The organism is Planctomycetota bacterium, from assembly GCA_016125255.1.
GTDB lineage: Bacteria > Planctomycetota > Phycisphaerae > Phycisphaerales > Zrk34 > RI-421.
On record WGMD01000003.1, the window covers coordinates 138,343 to 159,165 of the forward strand.

17 protein-coding genes are annotated in these 20,823 nt (G+C 63.0%); 11 read left to right on the plus strand and 6 right to left on the minus strand.

Annotated elements, in window-relative coordinates; genetic code table 11:
- Nucleotides 1-94 precede the first annotated feature (94 nt).
- From GC162_05970 to GC162_05990, 5 genes are all read left to right on the plus strand, one after another.
- Nucleotides 95-1,117, plus strand: coding sequence for an NAD(P)H-dependent glycerol-3-phosphate dehydrogenase (locus tag GC162_05970; protein ID MBI1368184.1), 1,023 nt, complete (start codon nucleotides 95-97; stop codon nucleotides 1,115-1,117).
- A gap of 25 nt (nucleotides 1,118-1,142) precedes the next feature.
- Nucleotides 1,143-1,688 (plus strand): GNAT family N-acetyltransferase, encoded by a 546-nt coding sequence (locus GC162_05975; protein ID MBI1368185.1) that lies wholly within the window; start codon nucleotides 1,143-1,145, stop codon nucleotides 1,686-1,688.
- Nucleotides 1,689-1,782: 94 nt separating this feature from the next.
- The gene (locus GC162_05980) at nucleotides 1,783-2,640 is read left to right on the plus strand and encodes a phytanoyl-CoA dioxygenase family protein (GenBank protein ID MBI1368186.1); all 858 of its coding nucleotides are present in this window, start codon (nucleotides 1,783-1,785) and stop codon (nucleotides 2,638-2,640) included.
- Entirely contained in the window at nucleotides 2,637-3,743 is a 1,107-nt protein-coding gene (locus GC162_05985; protein MBI1368187.1) for a gfo/Idh/MocA family oxidoreductase, read from the plus strand. The genes GC162_05980 and GC162_05985 overlap by 4 nt, the downstream gene beginning before the upstream one ends.
- Before the next feature lie 9 nt (nucleotides 3,744-3,752).
- Nucleotides 3,753-4,577 carry a TIM barrel protein gene (locus GC162_05990; GenBank protein ID MBI1368188.1) on the plus strand — a complete coding sequence of 275 codons (825 nt, stop codon included), beginning with the start codon at nucleotides 3,753-3,755 and terminating at the stop codon, nucleotides 4,575-4,577.
- A gap of 76 nt (nucleotides 4,578-4,653) precedes the next feature.
- On the opposite strand, the gene rpoC is transcribed toward GC162_05990, so the two are convergent.
- The 6 genes from rpoC to rplK form a co-directional block, all read right to left on the minus strand.
- Nucleotides 4,654-9,054, minus strand: a complete 4,401-nt coding sequence (rpoC, locus tag GC162_05995) for a DNA-directed RNA polymerase subunit beta' (GenBank protein MBI1368189.1) — start codon at nucleotides 9,052-9,054, stop codon at nucleotides 4,654-4,656.
- A gap of 72 nt (nucleotides 9,055-9,126) precedes the next feature.
- On the minus strand, nucleotides 9,127-12,912 hold the full coding sequence (gene rpoB / locus GC162_06000) for a DNA-directed RNA polymerase subunit beta (protein MBI1368190.1): 3,786 nt from the start codon (nucleotides 12,910-12,912) through the stop codon (nucleotides 9,127-9,129).
- 267 nt (nucleotides 12,913-13,179) lie between these two features.
- Nucleotides 13,180-13,581, minus strand: a complete 402-nt coding sequence (locus GC162_06005) for a 50S ribosomal protein L7/L12 (GenBank protein ID MBI1368191.1) — start codon at nucleotides 13,579-13,581, stop codon at nucleotides 13,180-13,182.
- Nucleotides 13,582-13,691: 110 nt separating this feature from the next.
- Nucleotides 13,692-14,234 (minus strand): 50S ribosomal protein L10, encoded by a 543-nt coding sequence (gene rplJ, locus GC162_06010; GenBank protein ID MBI1368192.1) that lies wholly within the window; start codon nucleotides 14,232-14,234, stop codon nucleotides 13,692-13,694.
- 43 nt (nucleotides 14,235-14,277) lie between these two features.
- Nucleotides 14,278-14,967: a 50S ribosomal protein L1 gene (locus tag GC162_06015; GenBank protein MBI1368193.1), complete on the minus strand. Its 690-nt coding sequence runs from the start codon at nucleotides 14,965-14,967 to the stop codon at nucleotides 14,278-14,280.
- Nucleotides 14,968-15,064: 97 nt separating this feature from the next.
- Nucleotides 15,065-15,490 (minus strand): 50S ribosomal protein L11, encoded by a 426-nt coding sequence (rplK, locus tag GC162_06020; GenBank protein MBI1368194.1) that lies wholly within the window; start codon nucleotides 15,488-15,490, stop codon nucleotides 15,065-15,067.
- A 361-nt stretch (nucleotides 15,491-15,851) separates the two neighbouring features.
- Here rplK and GC162_06025 point away from each other — a divergent pair, with 361 nt between their 5' ends.
- The 6 genes from GC162_06025 (at nucleotide 15,852) to rplU (ending at nucleotide 20,786) form a co-directional block, all read left to right on the plus strand.
- Nucleotides 15,852-16,481: a uracil-DNA glycosylase gene (locus GC162_06025; protein MBI1368195.1), complete on the plus strand. Its 630-nt coding sequence runs from the start codon at nucleotides 15,852-15,854 to the stop codon at nucleotides 16,479-16,481.
- Nucleotides 16,482-16,918: 437 nt separating this feature from the next.
- Nucleotides 16,919-17,398 (plus strand): VOC family protein, encoded by a 480-nt coding sequence (locus GC162_06030; GenBank protein MBI1368196.1) that lies wholly within the window; start codon nucleotides 16,919-16,921, stop codon nucleotides 17,396-17,398.
- A gap of 177 nt (nucleotides 17,399-17,575) precedes the next feature.
- Complete coding sequence (locus GC162_06035; GenBank protein MBI1368197.1) at nucleotides 17,576-18,523, plus strand: hypothetical protein; 948 nt, start codon at nucleotides 17,576-17,578, stop codon at nucleotides 18,521-18,523.
- A 36-nt stretch (nucleotides 18,524-18,559) separates the two neighbouring features.
- Complete coding sequence (locus tag GC162_06040) at nucleotides 18,560-18,940, plus strand: hypothetical protein (protein MBI1368198.1); 381 nt, start codon at nucleotides 18,560-18,562, stop codon at nucleotides 18,938-18,940.
- A 111-nt stretch (nucleotides 18,941-19,051) separates the two neighbouring features.
- Entirely contained in the window at nucleotides 19,052-19,708 is a 657-nt protein-coding gene (locus tag GC162_06045) for an alpha/beta fold hydrolase (GenBank protein ID MBI1368199.1), read from the plus strand.
- 760 nt (nucleotides 19,709-20,468) lie between these two features.
- The gene (rplU, locus tag GC162_06050) at nucleotides 20,469-20,786 is read left to right on the plus strand and encodes a 50S ribosomal protein L21 (protein ID MBI1368200.1); all 318 of its coding nucleotides are present in this window, start codon (nucleotides 20,469-20,471) and stop codon (nucleotides 20,784-20,786) included.
- The last annotated feature ends 37 nt before the right edge of the window (nucleotides 20,787-20,823 follow it).

Sequence of the window (20,823 nt, forward strand, 5' to 3'; positions counted from 1 at the left end):
ATAACATGACGCGGCCACTTGGCACGCCGCCGCGGTTGGGTTCTAATGTTTAGCGAGGCCGCTTGCGGCCTGCTTCCTTCCTGTAGGAGTCGGCATGAGCTTCGATCGAATCACAGTTCTGGGCGACGGCGCGATGGCCACCGTTTGCGCCATGCTTTTGGCCTCCAAAGGCAAGCGCGTGACCATGTGGGGCCCGTTCGCCGAGCATGTGCATCAGATGGTGCAGACCCGCACCAATGAACGCTACCTGCCCGGGTCGCATCTGCCCGAGTCGCTGCATCTGACCGCCGACGATGACGAAGCGGTCCATCGCACCGAACTGATCGTCTCGGCGATTCCGACTCAGTACATCCGTTCCGTCTGGCAGCGCATCCGCCCGCACACCCCCCCTTCCGTCGGCATCGTCTCGGTCGCCAAGGGCATCGAAACCGAAACCATGCTCCGCCCCACGCAGATTCTCACCGATGTGCTGACCGACAACCCCGATGGCCCGCCGCGCCCGCTCGCCGCCTTGTCCGGCCCGTCGATCGCGCGCGAGCTGTCCCGGTGTCTGCCCGCCACGGTCTGCATCGCCGGCGATGACGAGTCGTTCATTCTCGCATTGCAGGAGCTTTTCACCACGCAGTGGTTCCGCGTGTACACCAATCCCGATCTGCTCGGCGTCGAGCTGGCCGGTGCGACGAAGAACGTCATCGCCATCGCCGCCGGGATTCTCGACGGCCTCGCCGCCGGTTACAACGCCAAGAGCGCCCTGCTTTCCCGCGGACTCGCCGAGATCGCCCGACTCGGCGCGGCGATGGGCGCCCGCTCCGATACGTTTTTCGGCATCGCCGGCGTCGGCGATCTGGCGACGACGTGCTTCTGCCCCGAAGGCCGCAACCGCACCGCCGGCGAAATGCTCGGCAAAGGCATGAAGCTCGACACCGTGCTGGAGCGCATTCAAGGCGTCGTCGAAGGCGTGCCGACGACGCGCGCCGTGATGAAACTCGCCGAGAAATTTCGCGTCGAAATGCCCATCACCGCCGCGGTGAACGATGTGCTCTTCGAAGGTCTGGACCCCATCGACGGCATCGCCCGCCTCATGAGCCGCGAACCCAAACAGGAACGCGTACGATGAGCAACTGTTGCGGGTCCAAAGCGTCATGCCCCAAACGCGCATCATCTATGAAACCCAGCGCCTTCTGCTGCGGCAGATGACGCCCGACGACGCTGCGCTCTGGCATGGCATTCTCAGTGATGCGCAGGCGATGCGTTTTTATCCGAGGGTTTACACGCGGGACGAAGCGGACGAGTGGACCGCGAAGAATCTCCGCCGCTATGAGCGCGACGGCGTGGGGCTTTGGGTGGCGCAGCGTCGTGACGATCGGCAATTCGTCGGCGTGTGCGGCATCACCATTCAGTTCATCGACGGCGTCGGCGAACACGAAATCGGCTACCAGATGCTCCCGGCCTTCTGGCGTCAGGGCTACGCCACCGAGGCCGCCGCCGGGGCTCGCGATTACGGGTTCACCACGCTGGGGCTTCGCCGGCTGGTGTCATGGATGGGGCCCGACAATCTGCCGTCGCGCCGCGTCGCTGAGAAGGTCGGAATGACGCTCGAAAAGCAGACGATCCAAGCGACCAGCGGCAAGCCGCACGTCGTTTACGCCATACGCCCCGCCGCCGGGCGTGCCGAAGGCCTATGGTGAATTCGTACTAATTTCGAATCGGATGCTACAAGCATTCGCGGCGATCGATCGCTATGGTAATAGTGCATCGAGGCACAATTCTGGAGCCCCCATCATGCCGACGAAACTTCTGAGCGATGCGCAGGTCAGTCAATGGCAAGCGGACGGGTATCACATGGAACGCGGTCTGTTCACGCCCGAGGAGATCGATCTGCTCCGCCGGGCAGCGAAGGAGGATCGCGCGATGGATGAACACGCGCTGGGCCGGGCTGACGGCGAAGGCGGGACCGTGCGGCTGTCGCTCTGGAACCATCCGGGCGAAGGCATCTACGGCATGATCGCGCGCTGCCGGCGCGTCGTCGAACGCGCTGAGCAACTTCTTGATGACGAGGTGTATCACTATCACTCGAAGATGATCATGAAGGACGCCAAGATCGGCGGCGCCTGGGCGTGGCATCAGGACTACGGCTACTGGTACAAGGACTGCGTGCTGTGCCCCGATCTCTTGAGCGTCTTCATCGCCGTCGATCCCTCCACCAAGGAAAACGGCTGCCTGCAAGTCCTCCGCGGATCGCATCGCCTCGGCCGCATCGACCATGTGCTTACCGGTCAACAGAGCGGGGCCGACCCCGATCGCGTCGAAGCCGCTCGCAAACATCTGGAACTGGTCCACTGCCTGATGGAGCCCGGCGATGCGCTCTTCTTCCATGCCAATACGCTCCATCGCAGCGATCAGAACCGCTCCGACAATCCGCGCTGGTCGATGATCTGCTGCTACAACTCAAAGCACAACGATCCGTACGCGCCCGGCAAACATCCCAACTACACGCCGCTGTCGAAGGTCGATGACAACATGGTGCTCAAGGCCGGCACGAAGCGCTTCGGCGACGGCGATGACCCCGGCTGGCTCTCCAACACCGCCCGCAGCAGCGCCGCACGGCTCGCCGCCGGCTCCGGTGACAAGCACGGATGAGCCCCCGCCCTGAAGCCGACCAACTCGATTATCACCCCCGTCTGCCCCAGCGGCGCGACGTCGGCATCGGGTGCGTCGGCAGCGGGTTCATCATGGCCGACTGTCAGCTCGTCGCCTATCGCAACGCCGGGCTCAACCCCGTCGCCATCACGTCGCGCAAACTCTCCAACGCCCGCCTCGTCGCCGAGCGCCATCAGGTCACCACCGTGTATCGTCATTACCGCCGTCTGCTCGATGACGAGCGCGTCGCCGTGCTCGACATCGCGGTGCCGCCGGATGTGCAGTACGGTGTCATTCGCGACGCCGTGCAGCATGGCAATCACATCAAAGGCATCCTCGCGCAGAAGCCGCTCGGCATCGACTACGCGCAGGCGAAGCGTCTCGTCGCCATGTGCCGCGACGCCGGGATCACGCTGGCGGTGAATCAGAACATGCGATGGGACCAATCGGTGCGGGCGTGCAAGCAGCTTCTGGATCGCGGCGACCTGGGCGAGCCGGTGTTCGCGACGATCGAGATGCGGGCGATTCCGCACTGGATGCCGTGGCAGAAGCGACAGGGCTGGCTGACGCTGCGCGTGATGTCGATTCATCATATGGACACGTTCCGCTACTGGTTCGGCGACCCCGTGCGCCTCTACGCCAGTACGCGCCCCGACCCGCGCACCAGCTTCGATCACACCGACGGCATCTGCACGTACATACTCGAATACGAACGCGGCCTGCGGGCGGTGGGCATAGACGACGTCTGGGCCGGTCCGGCGCGCGAGGGCGGGGCGCCCGACATCGGCATCCGCTGGCGCGTCGAAGGCACGCAAGGCATGGCCCGCGGGACGATCGGCTGGCCCGACTACCCCAAGCCGACGCCCAGCACGATCGACTTCACGACGACGCGCTCCGGCAAATGGCACAAGCCGCGCTGGCGCAAGGTCTGGTTCCCCGACGCCTTCGTGGGCCCGATGGCGGAGCTGATGTGCGCGATGGAGGAACAACGCCCGCCGACGATCAGCGGCGACGACAACCTCAACACCATGGCGCTCGTCGAAGCGGCCTATCGCTCCGCCGAGAAACATCGCGCGGTGGCGCTCAAGGAGATCACACGTTAAGGAGCTTTCATGGAACTGGGCATCATCAATTCCGCCTTCGCGCAGGCCGGCAAAGGCACCGAGTTCGGCCTCGAACAGATCGCGCGGCTCGGATTCGACACCGTCGACATCTTCACCGATCCGCTCGACATCGACACTGCTGAACGACAATTGATTCCGACGGCGGCGAAGCGCCTGGGCCTGCCCATCCGCAGCATCTGCTGCGTCGCGCTGGGGCTCATCGATCTCAATCCCTCCGTGCAGCGATTTCATCTGGACCGCTGCCGCGCGTTCATCGACTTGTGCGCCGAATTTCAGGCGCGCAATCTGCTCCTGGTGCTCGGCGAATACATCTGGCAGCAGGAAGTGATTCCGCCGGCCGAGCAATGGCGGTGGGCCGTCGAAAACACGACATTGCTCGGGGATTATGCCAAAACGCGCGGCGTGCAGATCGTCATCGAACTCGAACCCTTCCGTGCTTCGCTGATCAACACGGTCGACACGATGCTCAAGTTTCTCGCCGACGTGAATCTTCCGGGGGTCGTCGAAGCGAACTGCGATCTGTCGCATCTTTACCTGATGGGCATCGGCCCGGATCAGATCGCCCGGCTCGGACCGCGCATTGAACATGTGCATCTATCCGACTGCGACGGCAAAGTGCACGGCGATCTGCCCCCCGGCCGAGGCGTCGTCCCGCTCATCGACTACGTCCGCGCTCTCAAAGCGGCGGGCTACGACAAGACGATCAGCATCGAACTCGAATACAGCCCGCAGCCGCAGCGCATCGTCGAATGGGTCGAGGAAGCGTACATGAAGACCGCCGCAATCATGGACGCAGCCGGGTGTCGGGGATGAAGATGCATACATGAAAAAGCCCACGGCGTGAGGCCGTGGGCTTCGGGGGTTTACATCTGTTGTCGGCGAGCGGTGGTTACTCGGTGGGCTCGACGACGGGGGGAATCGGGCTGGTGGCTTCGAGTTCCTCGATGCTGGGCATCTCGGCGCCAGCGGCCTCGGCGGCGCGGGTCGCTTCGGCGATGATCTGCTGCTCCGTCTGCTGGGGCTGGGCGATGGGCTCGCCCTTCTTGAGAAGCTGGAGCTGGGCGTAGGGCTTGAAGCCGGTGCCGGCGGGGATGAGGTGTCCGAGGAGGACGTTTTCCTTGAGGCCGATGAGCTCGTCGCGGCGGCCGGCGAGGGCGGCTTCGGTGAGCACCTTGGTGGTCTCCTGGAACGATGCACCGGAGAGCCACGATTCAGACTGGAGCGAGGCCTTGGTGATGCCAAGGAGCAGCGTGCGGGCGGTCGCCGGACGCGGGCGCTTGGCCTTGGCCGGCTCCTTGCCGTCGGCTTCGGCACGGGCGTTGGCTTCCTTGACCTCGGCCTTTTCGACAATCGCGCCGACGGGCAGATTCGTGCCGCCGGGTTCGGAGATTTTCACGGCCTTGGCCAGCACATTGTTCGCCGCACGGAAGCGGAACTTGTCCACCACGTCGAACGGCAGCAGGTCCGTATCGCCGGGCGTCTCCACGCGGACCTTGCGGAGCATCTGCGTGACGATGACTTCGATGTGCTTGTCGTTGATGGGCACGCCCTGAGCGCGGTACACATTCTGCACCTCTTCGAGCAGATAGTTGTAGAGCGCTTCTTCGCCCTTGATGCGAAGAATGTCGTGCGGGATCAGCGGGCCGTCGATGAGCGGATCGCCTGCGGTGACGTAGTCGCCTGTGTGCACGAGCAGGTGACGATCCTGCGGGACGTGGTGCTCCTTCTCGAGCGTTTCGGACTTGATGATGATGGTCATCTTGCCGCGGCGCTTGTCGGAGCGAAGCTCGACGGTGCCGGAGATTTCGGCCATGACCGCCGGCTCCTTGGGCTTGCGGGCCTCGAAGAGCTCGGTGACGCGGGGCAGACCGCCGACGATGTCGGCCGACCCGGCCACTTCGCGCGGCTGGCGGGCGAGCATGTGACCGGCGTCGATTTTCTGACCTTCGGTCACTTCGATACGCGCCTTGGCGGGCAGGTAATGGAAGTCGAGGATCTTGCCGTCGGGGCCGTCGATGACGATGCGCGGATGGCGCTCGCCCTTGTGTTCGATGACCACGAGCAGTTCGGCGGCGCCGGCGCCACGCGTTGACGAATCCTTCTCGGCTCGGACGGTTTCGCCGACGATGATGTCCTCGAAGCGGACGCTACCGGCCTTCTCGGCGAGAATCGGCGTGCGGTGCGGGTCCCAGACGACCAGCTCCTGGGCCTTCTTCACCGTGTCGCCGGGCTTGACCAGAATCGACGCACCGTACGGCACCTTGTAGTGCTCAAGCTCGCGGCCCTTCGGATCGAGCACGGCGATTTCACCGTTGCGCTTCAGGGCGCTCAGGATCGCCTTGCCGTTTTCGTCCACGGTCGGCACTTCATTACAGTCGCGCAACTGGATCGTACCGGCGTGCATCGACTGGATGGCGTTCTCGAGCAGACGACGCGTCGCCACGCCGCCGGTGTGGAACGTACGCATGGTGAGCTGCGTGCCGGGCTCGCCGATGGACTGAGCGGCGATGATGCCGACGGCCATACCTTCTTCGACGAGGTGGCCCGTCGAGAGGTCCTGGCCGTAGCACTTGGCACAGATGCCCAGCGTGCTTTCGCAGGTCAGCGGGCTGCGGACCATCACGCTGTCGATGCCCAGGTCTTCGACCTTCAGGGCGGCGTCTTCGGTGATGATCTCGTTTTCCTGCACGATCAGTTGATCGGTGATCGGATTGCGGATCGTCTCGCGGGCGATGCGGCCGATGATCGACTCGCGCAGGGGCACGTCGATTTCCTCGCCCTTGTAGGTCGCATGCTTGGAGATGCCGGCCGCGGTGCCGCAGTCGCGCTCGTTGATGATGACGTTCTGAGCGACGTCGGCGAGCTTGCGGGTCAGGTAGCCGGAGTCGGCGGTCTTGAGCGCGGTGTCGGCCAGACCCTTGCGGGCGCCGTGCGTCGAGGAGAAGTACTCGAGCACGTTGAGGCCTTCACGGAAGTTGGCTCGGATGGGCGTTTCGATGATTTCGCCCGACGGCTTGGACATAAGACCGCGCATGCCGGCGAGCTGCTGCATCTGGCTGATGTTACCGCGGGCGCCCGAGTCGCTCATCAGGTACACCGGGTTCAGATACGGCTTGCCTTCCTTGGATTCGATCGGGACGAGCTTGCCGTCCGGATCGCGGCGATCGTTTTTCAGTTCGCCGACGAGTTCTTTGGTGACTTCTTCGCGGCAGTGCGCCCAGATGTCGAGCAACTGGTTGTAGCGTTCACGCTCGGTCAGCGCACCGGCGTCGAAGGCCTTCTCGACGCGGTCGACCTTCTTCTGCGCCGCGTTGATGATGGCGTGCTTCTTGGCGGGGATGCGCAGATCGGTCACGGCGAAGGACAGACCGGCGAGCGTCGAGTGCTTGAACCCGACCTGCTTCATGGCGTCCAGGAAGTCGATCGTGGCGGGCTTGCCGTTGTAGGCGAACACGTCGTCGATGACGCGGGCGCAGCCCTTCTTGCCAAGAGCGCAGTTGTAGTAAGGCATCTGCGGCGGGCACTGATCATTGAAGATCAGGCGGCCGACGGAGGTGACGACACGACCGTTGGCCGGGAACGGCTGCGGGTTGTCCTTCTGCCCGCTGACGATTTCCGCGTACCGCCCCTTGGGGAAGCGCACTTCGATCGGGTCGTGGATCGTGATCTTCTTGAGGTCGTAGGCGAGGAACGCTTCAGACGCATCGCGGAAGCGAGGCGGCTTGGGCGCGTTCTCGACGACATCGCGCGGCGGCACCACCGTCAGGTAGTACACGCCCATGACGATATCCTGCGACGGCGAAATGATCGGATTGCCGTTGGCCGGCGAAAAGATGTTGTGCGTCGAAAGCATCAGCACATGCGCTTCGGTCTGCGCTTCGATCGACAGCGGCAGGTGGACGGCCATCTGGTCGCCGTCGAAGTCGGCGTTGAAGCCCGTGCAGACGAGCGGGTGAATCTTGATGGCGTTGCCTTCGACGAGCACCGGCTCGAAGGCCTGAATGCCCATGCGGTGCAGCGTCGGAGCGCGATTGAGCATGACGGGGTGCTGGTAGATCACCTCTTCGAGCACGTCCCAGACTTCCTCGTCCTTGCGCTCGAGCATGCGCTTGGCCGACTTGATCGTGTCAGCGAGGCCATGCTCCTTGAGCTTGCGGATGATGAACGGCTGATAGAGCTCCAGCGCGATCTTCTTGGGAAGACCGCACTGATGCAGCTTCAGTTCGGGGCCGACGACGATCACGGAGCGGGCCGAGTAGTCGACGCGCTTGCCCAGCAGGTTTTCGCGGAAGCGGCCCTGCTTGCCTTTGATCATGTCGGTCAGCGACTTGAGCGGACGGTTGGACGATCCGAGCACCGGGCGGCGGCAGCGGCCGTTGTCGAACAGCGCGTCGACGGCCTGCTGAAGCATGCGCTTTTCGTTGCGAATGATGACCTCGGGCGCGTTGAGGTCCATCAGCTCCTTGAGACGGTTGTTGCGGGTGATGATGCGGCGGTACAGGGCGTTCAGGTCGCTGGTGGCGAAATTGCCCGACTCGAGCAGCACCAGGGGACGCAGGTCCGGCGGAATCACCGGCACGACATCCATGACCATCCACTCGGGATTGTTTTCCGAGCTGCGAATCTGATCGACGATCTTCAGACGCTTGGACAGGTCCTTGACCTTGAGCTTGGACCGGGTCGTGTCCAGTTCGAGGCGGAGTTCCGCCGCCAGCGCCGCCAGATCGAGGCGCGAGAGCAGCTCCTTGACCGCCTCGGCGCCCATGCGGGCGTCGAAGCTCGTTGAACCATACTTGCCCACGGCCTCGCGATACTCGTCTTCGGTGAGCATCTGCTTGGTCTTGAGCGGGGTGTCGCCCGGATCGATGACGACGTAGTCCTGGAAGTAGATGACCTTCTCGAGGTCGCCGGTCTTCATCGCCAGCAGGTTGCCCAGGCGGCTGGGCATGGCCTTGAAGAACCAGATGTGCACGGTCGGGGCGGCGATGTTGATGTGGCCCATCCGCTTGCGGCGGACGCGCGAATGGGTCACCTTCACGCCGCAGCGATCGCAGATGATGCCCTTGAACTTCGTGCCCTTGTACTTGCCGCAGGCGCATTCGTAGTCGCGCTCGGGCCCGAAGATGCGCTCGCAGAACAAGCCGTCCTTCTCAGGGCGATATGTGCGGTAGTTGATCGTCTCGGGCTTCTTGACTTCACCGAAGCTCCAGGAGCGAATGTCATTAGGGCTCGCCAAGGTGATCTTGACGGAGCCGTAGTCGTTAATCCGATCGTAAAGATTCTCAGCCATATGGATACACGCTCCTGTTGGGAGGCATCGTCTCTTGTCTAACCACGCTCAGCACACGCGGCGGTCGCTCATTCAGAGCAGTGACCCGCCTTCGAGCTGCTTCTTCTCGAGCGTGATGTTCAGGCCCAGGCCGCGGATTTCGTTGCAGAGCACGTCGAAGGCGACGGGCATGCCCGCTTCGAGCTTGTTGGTGCCCTTGACCATCGACTCGTAGATCTTGGTGCGACCTTCGACGTCGTCGGACTTGACGGTGAGCAGTTCCTGCAGGATGTACGCCGCGCCGTACGCTTCCAGCGCCCACACTTCCATCTCACCAAACCGCTGGCCGCCCGTGCGGGCCTTGCCGCCGAGGGGCTGCTGCGTGATGAGCGAGTACGGGCCGGTCGCGCGGGCGTGGATCTTGTCATCCACCAGGTGATGTAGCTTGACCAGATACATGTAGCCCACGGTCGTGCGCTGATCGAACGGTTCGCCGGTGCGGCCGTCGTAGAGCTGGACCTTACCGCCGGGCGGCATGACGGTCTGGTTCTCGTCGGACGGGCAAGGCGTATGCGTGTCCGCACATTCCTTGATGCGGCTGCGCACATGGTCGTTGGCTTCGGCGATCGCGCTGTGGACTTCGTCTTCCGTCGCGCCGTCGAAGACGGGCGTGACGGCCTGGAAGCCCAGCACCGCGGCGGCCCAGCCCAGGTGCGTCTCGAGAATCTGCCCCACGTTCATGCGCGAAGGCACGCCCAGCGGATTGAGCAGCACTTCGACCGGGCGGCCGTCCTCGAGGAACGGCATGTCCTCCTGCGGCACGATGCGGGCGATGACGCCCTTGTTGCCGTGACGACCGGCCATCTTGTCGCCGACCGAGAGCTGACGCTTGGTGCACAGGTAGACCTTGACCATCTCCAGCACGCCCGAAGGCAGCTCGTCGCCGCGCTTCATGTGAGCGAGCTTGCGCTCCTTCTCGGCAAGCACGGCGGCGATGCGCGGCCAGAACTGGCCGTGAATCTGCTCCGCCTGCTGCTGAGCCGTCTTGGAGCCCTTGATCCACTTGGTCTTGAAGTTCTCGATCTGCTCGAGAATGACCTCGTCGATTTCCGAAGCGCCGACCTTCTGACGCGTCGACGGGTCGACCATCGGCGTGCCGGTGACTTCGTTGATCTGATCCACCATCTGACGGAACAGCGTGATGGCCTTGCCGTGCTGGCCCTTCTCGTAGTCACGCATTTCCTTCTTGAGCTGCTTCTTCTGATCGTCGCTCATGTGCATGCGGCGGCTGAAGCGCTTGGCCGCGATGACCACGCCTTCCGTCCCCGCCGGCACTTCCAGCGAATCGTTCTTCACATCTTCGCCGGCCCGGCCGAAGATGGCGTGCAGCAGCTTCTCTTCCGGCGTCAGTTCGCTCTTGGACTTGGGCGAAACCTTGCCCACGAGGATGTCGCCGGGCTTGACGTGCGTGCCGATCTGGATCACGCCGTATTCGTCGAGACTCGCAAGCTGCTTTTCCGACACGTTGGGAATGTCACGCGTGAATTCCTCGCGGCCGAGCTTCGTCTCGCGGGCTTCGACGTCGAACTCCTCGATGTGGATCGAGGTGAACGTGTCGTTCTTGACGAGGTTTTCGTTCATCACGATCGCGTCTTCGAAGTTGTAGCCGTCGAACGTGTTGAACGCGACCATGACGTTCTTGCCCAGCGCCAGTTCGCCCTGCGAAGTGGCGGCGCCGTCGGCGATGATCTGACCCTTCTTGACCTTCTGGCCGAGCTTGACGATCGGCCGCTGGTTCAAACAGGTCTTCTCATTGAGGCCCACGAACTTGCGAAGCACGTATTCGTCGGCGTTGTCGATGACGATGTGCTGCGCGTCGATGCTCGTGACCGTGCCGGCGTTGCGGGCGATCACCACCATGCCCGAGTTCTTGGGCACTTCCTTTTCCATGCCCGTCGAAACGATCGGCGGCTCAGACTTGATGAGCGGCACGGCCTGGCGCTGCATGTTCGAACCCATCAGCGCGCGGTTCGCGTCGTCGTGCTCCAGGAACGGAATCAGCGCCGCCGACACGCCGACGATCTGCTTGGGGCTGATGTCGACGTACTCGACCTGCGACGAGTCGATCTGGGCCAGTTCGCCCTTGATGCGGGCGAGGCAGTGACCGCTCGTCAGCTTGCCGTCGTCGCCGACCGCGTCGTTGGGGGTCATGATGGTGAGCATCTCTTCGTCAGCGCGAAGATAGACGTGATCGCCGGTGATCTTGCCGCTCTTGACCTTCTGATACGGCGTGAGCAGGAAGCCGTACTCGTCGATCATGGAGTAGATGCCCAGCGACGCGATCAGGCCGATGTTCGTACCTTCCGGCGTTTCGATCGGGCAGATGCGTCCGTAGTGCGAGATATGCACGTCGCGGACTTCGAAGCCGGCGCGCTTGCGGTTCAGACCGCCCGGGCCCAGCGCCGAAAGACGACGCTCGTGCGTGAGCTGCGAAAGCGGGTTCGTCTGGTCGACGACCTGCGACAGTTCGCCGCGGCCGAAGAAGAAGTCGATCGACGAACTGATCGCCTTGGAGTTGATCAGGTCCGCGATCTTGGAAAGCTCATCGGGGTCCTTGACGCTCATGCGCTCCTGCACCGTGCGGCGAAGCTTGAGGAAACCCTTGCGCATCTCTTCGACGGCAAGCTCATCAAGCGTGCGCAGACGGCGGTTGCCCAGATGGTCGATATCGTCGACGTGGGCGTCGTTGCGGTTGGAGCGCAGATCCAGCAGGTACTTGAGCACCGCCATGAAGTCCTCAGCGCGGATCTTCATGTCGGTTTCGGGGATGTTCAGGTTGAACTTGCGGTTGATGCGGAACCGGCCGACCTTGCCCAGGCGGTAGCGGTTCTCATCGTAGAACTTCTCGGCGAACAGGGCCCGGGCCTTGTCGACCTGCGGCGGGTTGCCGGGGCGCAGACGGGCGTACAGACGCAAGAGCGCCGCTTCATATTCGGTGTGATCGGGGAACTGATCGGTCCGCTCGGCGGCGATCGTGTTGAGGATCAGAGGGTCGGCGGCGTTGGAGATGACCTCGACATTCTTGAGGTTCGACGCCTGCACCTTGCCGATCGCTTCGCCGATCTGGTGAGCGGCGCCGACGAGTTCCTCGCCGGTCTCCTTGTCGATGATCGGCGCGGCGGCGTAGTGCTCGGGCTTGAGCTTGCCGACGGCGACGGACTCGACTTCGTAGAACGCCTTGAGCAGCGACGCGGTGGTCGAGAACTTCTCGTCCATGGCGCGCATGAAGGTCGTGGCGGCGATCTTGGTCGACTGGTCGATGCGCATCGCCAGCACGTCCTTCTTCGTCACCTCGATCTCGATCCACGACCCGCGCTCGGGAATGATGCGGGCCGAGTGCAGCGGGCGGTCCGATTCGAGCGACGCGACCGAGAAGTCCACGCCGGGCGAACGGTGAAGCTGATTGACGATGACGCGCTCGGCGCCATTGACGATGAACTCGCCGCCGCCCATCAGGATCGGAATCTCGCCGAGGTAAATCTCTTCTTCGGGCAGCTCGGCCACGTCCTTGCGGATGAGGCGCACGGCGATGCGGAACGGCATGCCGTAGGTCAGCCGAAGCTCGCGGCACTCGTCGGGCGTATAGCGCGGCTCGTCGAGCTTGTAATAGAGATACTCCAGCTTCATCGTGCCGTCGTAGGACTCGATGGGGAAAATCTCGCGCAAGAGCGCTTCCAGGCCCATGCCCTTGGTGCGCTTGTCGTAAGTTTTCTCAAGCTGGAGGAACCGTTCGTACGCCGCCTGCTGAACCTCGATGAGGTTCGGAATCGGAAGCGCATCGCCGCGTTTGGAGTAATCGCGCACTTTCGTCACGCGCATCGATCACCTCGATCATGCAAGTGTTGAGTCGAGCACAGATTGTTGGGTTCGTAGTGGAATAGCCGCCAAGCCCAATCCGGTTCTACCGCAAAACCCAAGCCGTGGTTGAATCCATAGTTTAGTCCCGGCGATCCCCTTCGGCAAGCCGAGATGGGATTTTCCGAGTTTCCGCGCTGATTTCGCAGCCGACGGAAAAAGGTAAACGGGGCTGCGGACCGGCCTACCCCGGCCCGCAGCATCCCGATACCTTCATGTAACCCGCGAGGGTTACTTGATTTCGACTTCGCCGCCGGCTTCCTTGATCTTCTCGGCCAGCGCGTTGGCTTCGTCCTTGGTGATCCCTTCCTTGACGGGCTTGGGAGCGCCATCGACGAGGTCCTTGGCTTCCTTGAGGCCCAGACCGGTCGCTTCGCGGACGGCCTTGATGACCTGGATCTTCTTGTCGCCGGCGCCCTTGAGGATCACGTCGAACGCGGTCTTCTCTTCGGCCGCCGCTTCGCCGCCGCCTGCCGCCGGACCGGCCATCATGACCGCCCCGCCCGCCGCCGGCTCCAGGCCGTACTCGGCCTTGAGGTAATCCTTCAGGTCGACCGCCTGCTTGAGGGTCAGACCCGCGATCTTGTCGCCGAGCTCCTTGATCGCCGCATCGAATGTTGCCGTGTCGGACATGTTCGGACTCCAATCAGTAAAAGTTTCCCTGCCCAAGAGGCGATCGACCTTCGATCATTTCATCCGCCGAAGCGGACCAGTCGGGCAGCCGGAAAAGTTCGGTTCGTGTGTTACGCCACCTTCGTGACGGCTTCGCCCTTCTCGAGTTTCTCTTCGATCGTCTTGAGGATCGAAGCGATGTTGTTGCCGGCGCTGGTGGCCGCGCTGATGATGTTGCCGGCGGGGCTGAGGATGACCTGAATGACCTGGGCCTGGGCCTCGACGCGGGTCGGGAACTTGCTCAGGCGATCGACGTCCTTGGCGCCGAACACCGTGCCCTCCATGACCGCGCCCTTGATCTGAAGATTGGGCATCTTCTTGACGAAGTCGATCAGGTCGCGCGCCACATTCACGACGCTCTCGCCGCCGCTCACCACGGCCGTCGGCCCCTCGATCAGCTCGTTGATGGCTTCGAGACTCGTGCCGGTCAGCGCCTTGCGGGCCAGCGAGTTCTTGACCACGGTGATCTTCACGTCGTTCTTGGCGAACGAGGAGCGAAGCTGACGCGTGTCGTTGGCGGTGATGCCGCGGATGTCGATCAGGACGGCGCCGTCCAGGTCAGCGAACTGACGCTGGTACAGGTCGATGATCATGCTCTTGACGGGTTTGCTCATGGTGCACCTTTGCGTGCTGCGGTTGTCTTTGTTGTGAAGAAGATCAGGACACGTTGGTGATCAGGACGCCGGGCGTCATCGTGCCCGAGAGACTGATCTTCTTGATGTACTGGCCCTTGACCGAGCTGGGCTTCATGCGGACGATCGTGTCGAGCATCGCCTGCGCGTTCTCCGCGATCTGCTGCTCGGAGAAGGAGAACTTGCCGACGGGCGCATGCACGTTGCCGCCCTTGTCGGTGCGGAACTCGATCTTGCCGGCCGCGTATTCGCGAACCGCCTTCTCCACGTCCGCCGTCACCGTCCCGGCCTTGGGCGAAGGCATCAGACCCTTGGGGCCCAGCACCTTGCCGAGCTTGCCCACGTAACGCATCGTGTCCGGGCTCGCCACCGCCACGTCGAAATCCATCCAGCCCTCTTCGACGCGCTTGGCCAGCTCTTCGCCGCCCGCTTCGATCGCCCCGGCCTTCTTGGCCGCTTCGACCTTGTCGGCGCCGCAGAAGCACACGACCCGCTTGCTCTTGCCCGTGCCGTGCGGCAGCGAGATCGAGCCGCGCACAAGCTGATCCGCATGCTTGGGGTCCACGCCCAGATGCACGCACAGATCGACGCTCATGTCGAACTTCGTGGCTTTGAAAGTCTTGAGTTTCGCCACCGCCTCGGGGAGCGGCAGCGTCTGGTTTTCAACGACGTTCTTCACATCGTTCCGATAGCGTTTTCCGTGCCGAACCGGCATTGCGCGTACTCCTTGAAGTAGCTCCCACTGTTGTCAGGCCCGTGGTATGGCGATGCGTATTGTCATCTGTGACGCGGCCAGTTCGCCGCATCACCCGTTAACCTTCGACCGTGATGCCCATGCTCTTGGCCGTGCCTTCGATCACGCGGCAGGCCGCCTCAAGCGTGTGCGAATTCATGTCGGGCATCTTTTCCTTGGCGATCGCTTCGATCTGCGCCTTGGTGACCTTGCCGACCTTTTCCTTATTCGGCGTGCCCGAACCCTTGGGAACGCCGGCAGCGTCCTTGATCATGACCGCGGCGGGCGGGCTCTTGACCTCGAAGTCGAAGCTGCGGTCGTTATAGACGCGGACGACGACGGTCACGACCTTGCCGTTGAGCGGGCGGGTGCGTTCGTTGAACTGCTGAATGAACTGGCCGGGGTTCACGCCGTGCTGACCGAGGGCCGGTCCGATGGGCGGAGCCGGGGTCGCCTGACCGCCGGGGGCCTGAAGTTTGAACTCTTTGGTGATCTGCTTGGCCATGCTCGAAACTCGCTTGTGCTATTTGGACCGCCCGGAGGCAAGTCGAGAAGTTTAGCATGGGTCATGGGGCGTGGCAAGTGGCTCATCAGCCAATCTTCCGGGGCTTGCATCCCCCCGCCGCCTCTGGCACTCTACACGGATGGACCCCGCCGCTCATACCCGCCGACTCCGCCAACTGATCGACATCGATCGCCTGCTCGGCCTCGACGCCGTGCCAATGTCCGACCGCGCGATCGAAACGCCCGATGACCCCGCCCCCGCCCCGCCCCCCGAACGCTCAGGCATGGCCATGCCTGAGCCTTCCGCCCCCAAGTGGTCCATCCGCCGCGATCCTCCATCCCCCATCCCCGCTCTTTCGCCCATGGCCCTACACGTCGACACCCAAACCCCCCTCCCGCCCAACACCATGACGCGACCGCAGAAGATCGACGCCCTCGCCGCACTCGAGCAGGAACTCGCCGACTTCGTCGATAAAAACTGGCCCCGTGATGGCTGGCAGCGCCTCGTGTTCGGCGAAGGTGACCCGGAAGCGAAGCTGATGTTCATCGGCGAAGGCCCCGGCGCCGACGAAGACAAACTCGGTCGCCCCTTCGTCGGCCGGGCCGGCCAACTGCTCGACAAGCAGATCGCCGCCATGACCCTCCAGCGCGAAGAGGTCTACATCGCCAACATCGCCAAGACCCGCCCGCCGGAAAACCGCGTGCCGACCCCCGACGAAGCCGCACGGTGGATGCCCTTCCTCGTCCGCCAGATCGAAATCATCCAACCCAAAGTCATCGTCACCCTCGGCGGCACCAGCGCCAAGTATCTCCTCAACGACCCCAAACTCGCCATCACCCGCCAGCGCGGCCAGTGGCGCCTCTTCCGCGGCATCGACCTCATGCCCACCTTCCACCCCGCCTACCTCCTCCGCCAGTACACCCACGAAAATCGCGAACGCGTCTGGCTCGACCTTCAGGCCGTCATGCAAAAACTCGGCCTCCAAAAATAGCTTCGCTTCCCCGTTTAGCGACGCCGCTCGCGGCGGGCTTCCGCTTCCCGCCACCTGCGCCGATTCCCCGCGCGCATCGTCCCGTCCGCACGCACTCCCGCCCCGCCCCTCCCTCGCCCGCGCGCTCAAATCGCCCCGCGAACCCACCTTAGCGCCAAATACACCGCGCACCGCCGCGCCCGCTGCGCGCCGCGCGCGCATCGACTTGGCGCGCCCTGCGCGCCCCGTGCGCAGCTTTTCAAGACTTACATCAACCCCGCGCCGCGCCCGTGCGCCATTTGCCCCGCCCGTGCGCCATGCGTGCCTTCCCCATGCGCCCGACCTCTGCCATCTCCCAACACGCCCCCCCCAAAAAAACATGCACGAACTTATCTGCCGCACCCTCGTCCCGATCGCCGTTATACTCACAACCGCTTTCCCCCCTCCGAGTACAAAACATGAAACCCAAAAACACACTCTGCCTCTGGTACGACCGCGACGCCGAGGAAGCCGCCCGCTTCTACGCCGCCGTCTTCCCCGACTCCTCCGTCACCGCCGTCCACCGCGCCCCCGGCGACTACCCCTCCGGCAAAAAAGGCGACGTCCTCACCGTCGAGTTCACCGTCCTGGGCCTCCCCTGCCTCGGCCTCAACGGCGGGCCCGCCTTCCAACACTCCGAGGCCTTCTCCTTCCAGATCGCCACCGACGATCAGGCCGAAACCGACCGCTACTGGAACGCCCTCATCCAAAACGGGGGACAGGAAAGCGCCTGCGGCTGGTGCAAAGACAAATGGGGCCTCTCCTGGCAAATCACCCCCCGCGCCCTCACCGACGCCATCACCGACCCCGACCCCGCGGCCGCCCAGCGCGCCTTTGAAGCCATGATGACCATGCAAAAAATCGACATCGCCGCCATCGAAGCCGCAAGACGCGGGTGAGCATTTCGCCGCCCCGGAGGGGCGACGGAATGTAGCCACGGGTGAAGCGACCGCCGACGCAAGCCGGCGAAGCGGAACCCGTGGTCGGCGTCCGTATCGTCCCGCCGCCCCGTCGGGGCGGAGGAAGTTTCGGGGGTTGGGGACATCGCGGTCCACGGGTGGCGCTGCGCTTCACCCGTGGCTACATTCCGCCGCCGGTTGCAGCTTGCTTCCGCGCGGATATCCTTTACATATCCGGAATCAGTAAAAATGAACGGGCAAATCGCTTTGAAAGGTTGCTCAATGCGCCACACAGCACTCGCAATCGCATTTTTTGCGGCCGTTTCCATTGTTCTTGCGGCTGACGTGACAGATCGATTGTTGGAAACCGCCAAGCAGGGATACGACGTGGTGGTCGCCAAGGCCGATGCCGAATTGCAAAAAGCCGAGCAACGATGCGCCCAGACAAAAGCCGATGCAAAAGGCCGACTGGTCAAAGCGTACGAAGACGCCATCAAGCGGGCGACCCAGCGCGGCGACCTTGAATCCGCCAACAAACTCCTCGAAGAAAAAAAGGCGCTCGAAGGAGGAGCCGATACGCCCGCGCCGACGGAACCCGATGCCGCCGCCGTGCCGAAGGTGACGTGGGTTCCGTTGGGTGACGACGGCATTCCCCCCGCGCTGGTCATCAAGGACGTCGGCGCCGGCGCGATCGAATCCGAGTATGTGGACTTTCTCTCGAAGCCGGACCTTTCCGCAAAAATCCATGAACATCCCGTCAAGGTCATCAAGGCGGATAATGAAGGCGTTTTCAAAGGCCCCGGCCCCAAGAACATTGAAACGAACTACTACGCCATCTATCTCCACACCGATGCGGCGCAGCGCGCCGCGCTGGCATTGCGCACCTCAGAGCACGGCGCTATCCGAGTGTATGTTGACGGTCGCCAGATCTTCGACCATGGCGCGGATACCAAGAACAAATTCGAAACCAAGCTGCCCCTGAACCTCTCGCGCGGCGACCACGTCATCGTGATCCGTCATAACAACGGATGGGCTGCCAACTGGATCAGCATCCAAATCGAAGGCAATCGAATTCTGACCGCGGATTTCTCCGGCGATCAAAAGTCAAACGATGCCGGGAAATAGTCGGGTGCCGCGCATTCATTTTTCGGAGGGTATCCGATGCGACACGCATCAATCGTCGCGCTTCTGTCGAGTTTCCTTTTGGTCGCCGCCGCTTCCGGTTTTGCATTGGCGGACGAAATCAACAGCGAGGAGGCTCAAAGGTTGCAGCAGCAATTGGACAATGGTGACATCGGTTGGATGCCCTATGTGTATTTCGGCATTATTCTGATTCTGGTCGTCTTGATCATCGCCGGATTGGCCGGCCAGATTCGAGCCCAGCGCCGCGCGACCCGAGCCGTCGATACTGCCAATGCGACTTCCACCATGTACCAGGAGCACCTGCGCCGCTCGCTTGAAATATCCGAACGTAATCTCGCCCTGTTCGAACAGCAGGTCGAACTCCTGCGCCAAATCGCCGCGGAAGTGCAGAAAAAGTGACAACCGCGACCCGTCACCGTCGGGCACGATTCATCCTGTCTTCCGAAGGCGGCAGGATGAATCCTGCCCTACACAACTACAAAACTGAAATCGAACCTACAATTCCTCCGCATGGCTGAATTGCCTGTCATCTTCTTCCCCGGCCTGAGCGGGGATCCGCGCGTGTTTGAGCCGCAGACCGAGGCCATCCCCCACTTGTCCATCGCTCAATGGCCCAAACCGAACGTCACCGAAGGATTGTCGGCATATGCCGCTCGCGTGGCGAGGCGTGTCGATCCCGGTCGGCCCTGCATCATCGGGGGCGTGTCGTTCGGCGGCATCGTTGCGCTCGAAGTCGCCCATCACCTTGATGCTCGGGCCTGCATACTGATCGCTTCCACACGTGACGCGCGCGGCCTGCCGAACAGCTTGCGCCTGCTGCGGCCATTGGCGAGCGTGACCGCCGAGCCGGTGCTTCGAATCGCCACGCCACTTTGCGTCACGTCCGCCGCAGTTTCCGCACCGCGCGTTTACCAGCGACTGGCGCGGTCACCCGATGATGACCGTGTGTTCAGACTTTGGGCCTTACGTGCCTTGTTGAAGTGGCGCTCGCCATGTGACGCGCGCCTCCCGATCTTTCAATTGCACGGCGAACGCGACCGTACCTTCCCCGCGTCACGATCACAGGCCGATGTGATCCTCCCCCACGCCGGCCACATGCTCACATTGACGCACGCCGACGCTGTTAATGAGTTCATCAGGCGCGCGATAAGGAGTGCCGCAGCGTGATAAACATATGCAACGCCTTTGGGCGGGTCATTGACCCGCGCCGTCGCTTCACAAAACACCGAGAAAACGCGGGTCAATGACCCGCCCTACGAAACTGGCTTAAGGAGTCGCCCATGGCGGGATGCCAGAGATTTGTGTGCACGCGATGCGGCCGGGCGATCGAGGCGTGGTCGGATGGGAATCCGTACTACATCGACGATAAGGGCGCCAAGCAGTATGCATACCATCCGGATCACGAGCGGCTAGCGCGATGCATTGGCAATGACAGTCCGCACCTGTGTCTGAATTGCGGCGAGGCATGCAAGGTCGATTCGCGTGCGCCGATTGATGCCTGTCCGTCGTGCGGGGCGCGAGCACTCGTCGACACGTACAATTTGCAGGACTGCCCATGCCCATATTGCAAGGACGGCCGGTTCGACAGGGACCGGAATTTTTGTGTATATCGTAACGCGGAGCGCCGCACGGTAGATGCGTTCATCCCTCACTCTCGTCCGGTCGGGTGCCACGGCTTGGCTCGGCAAGCCGTGCGGGTGCCGGCAAGCGTGATTCTCGTGTCGATTGCACGGCTTGGGCGAAGCGCCCGAACCGTGGCGCCCGCGGGGACTCAATCACTGATCGCGCCGTTACGGAGCATGCCATACTCAGGGGCCGCCCTCACCCCGGCCCTCTCCCGGCGGGAGAGGGGGTAGGAGACTTCCATTTCGTCACTTGCCTGTCCCCGTCCCCCCTGCTACCATACGCGACTCGAAAGCGGAGCTTCATCATGTACGCAGTCATCGAAGACAGTGGCAGCCAGATCAAGGTCGGCAAGGGCGACATCATCCGTGTCGACCTGCGGGACCTTGCCGAAGATCAGACCGAACTGAGCTTTGACCGGGTGCTGGTCGTCGGCGGCGGCGACGCCCCGCGGATCGGCGCTCCCTACGTCAGCGGCGCGACGGTCAAGGCGGAGGTTCTCACCGAAGTCCGCGGCGACAAGATCACGATCATCAAGTTCCGCCGCCGCAAGAACTATCGCCGCAAGAACGGGCACCGCCAGCGCTTCCTGCGCGTCCGCGTCACCGACATCGCCGGCTGATCCGAACGACTCATCGAACTCTTGCGGGCGCTGCTTG

Coding starts and splice junctions, on each gene's coding strand:
- GC162_05975 (MBI1368185.1), top strand. CDS start 1,143: ATGCCCCAAACGCGCATCATCTATGAAACCCAGCGCCTTCTGCTGCGG.
- GC162_06005 (MBI1368191.1), bottom strand. CDS start 13,581: ATGTCCGACACGGCAACATTCGATGCGGCGATCAAGGAGCTCGGCGAC.
- GC162_06045 (MBI1368199.1), top strand. CDS start 19,052: ATGGCTGAATTGCCTGTCATCTTCTTCCCCGGCCTGAGCGGGGATCCG.
- GC162_06025 (MBI1368195.1), top strand. CDS start 15,852: ATGGCCCTACACGTCGACACCCAAACCCCCCTCCCGCCCAACACCATG.
- rplK (MBI1368194.1), bottom strand. CDS start 15,490: ATGGCCAAGCAGATCACCAAAGAGTTCAAACTTCAGGCCCCCGGCGGT.
- rpoC (MBI1368189.1), bottom strand. CDS start 9,054: ATGGCTGAGAATCTTTACGATCGGATTAACGACTACGGCTCCGTCAAG.
- GC162_05985 (MBI1368187.1), top strand. CDS start 2,637: ATGAGCCCCCGCCCTGAAGCCGACCAACTCGATTATCACCCCCGTCTG.
- rpoB (MBI1368190.1), bottom strand. CDS start 12,912: ATGCGCGTGACGAAAGTGCGCGATTACTCCAAACGCGGCGATGCGCTT.
- GC162_05970 (MBI1368184.1), top strand. CDS start 95: ATGAGCTTCGATCGAATCACAGTTCTGGGCGACGGCGCGATGGCCACC.
- rplJ (MBI1368192.1), bottom strand. CDS start 14,234: ATGAGCAAACCCGTCAAGAGCATGATCATCGACCTGTACCAGCGTCAG.
- GC162_06015 (MBI1368193.1), bottom strand. CDS start 14,967: ATGCCGGTTCGGCACGGAAAACGCTATCGGAACGATGTGAAGAACGTC.
- GC162_06040 (MBI1368198.1), top strand. CDS start 18,560: ATGCGACACGCATCAATCGTCGCGCTTCTGTCGAGTTTCCTTTTGGTC.
- GC162_05990 (MBI1368188.1), top strand. CDS start 3,753: ATGGAACTGGGCATCATCAATTCCGCCTTCGCGCAGGCCGGCAAAGGC.
- GC162_05980 (MBI1368186.1), top strand. CDS start 1,783: ATGCCGACGAAACTTCTGAGCGATGCGCAGGTCAGTCAATGGCAAGCG.
- GC162_06030 (MBI1368196.1), top strand. CDS start 16,919: ATGAAACCCAAAAACACACTCTGCCTCTGGTACGACCGCGACGCCGAG.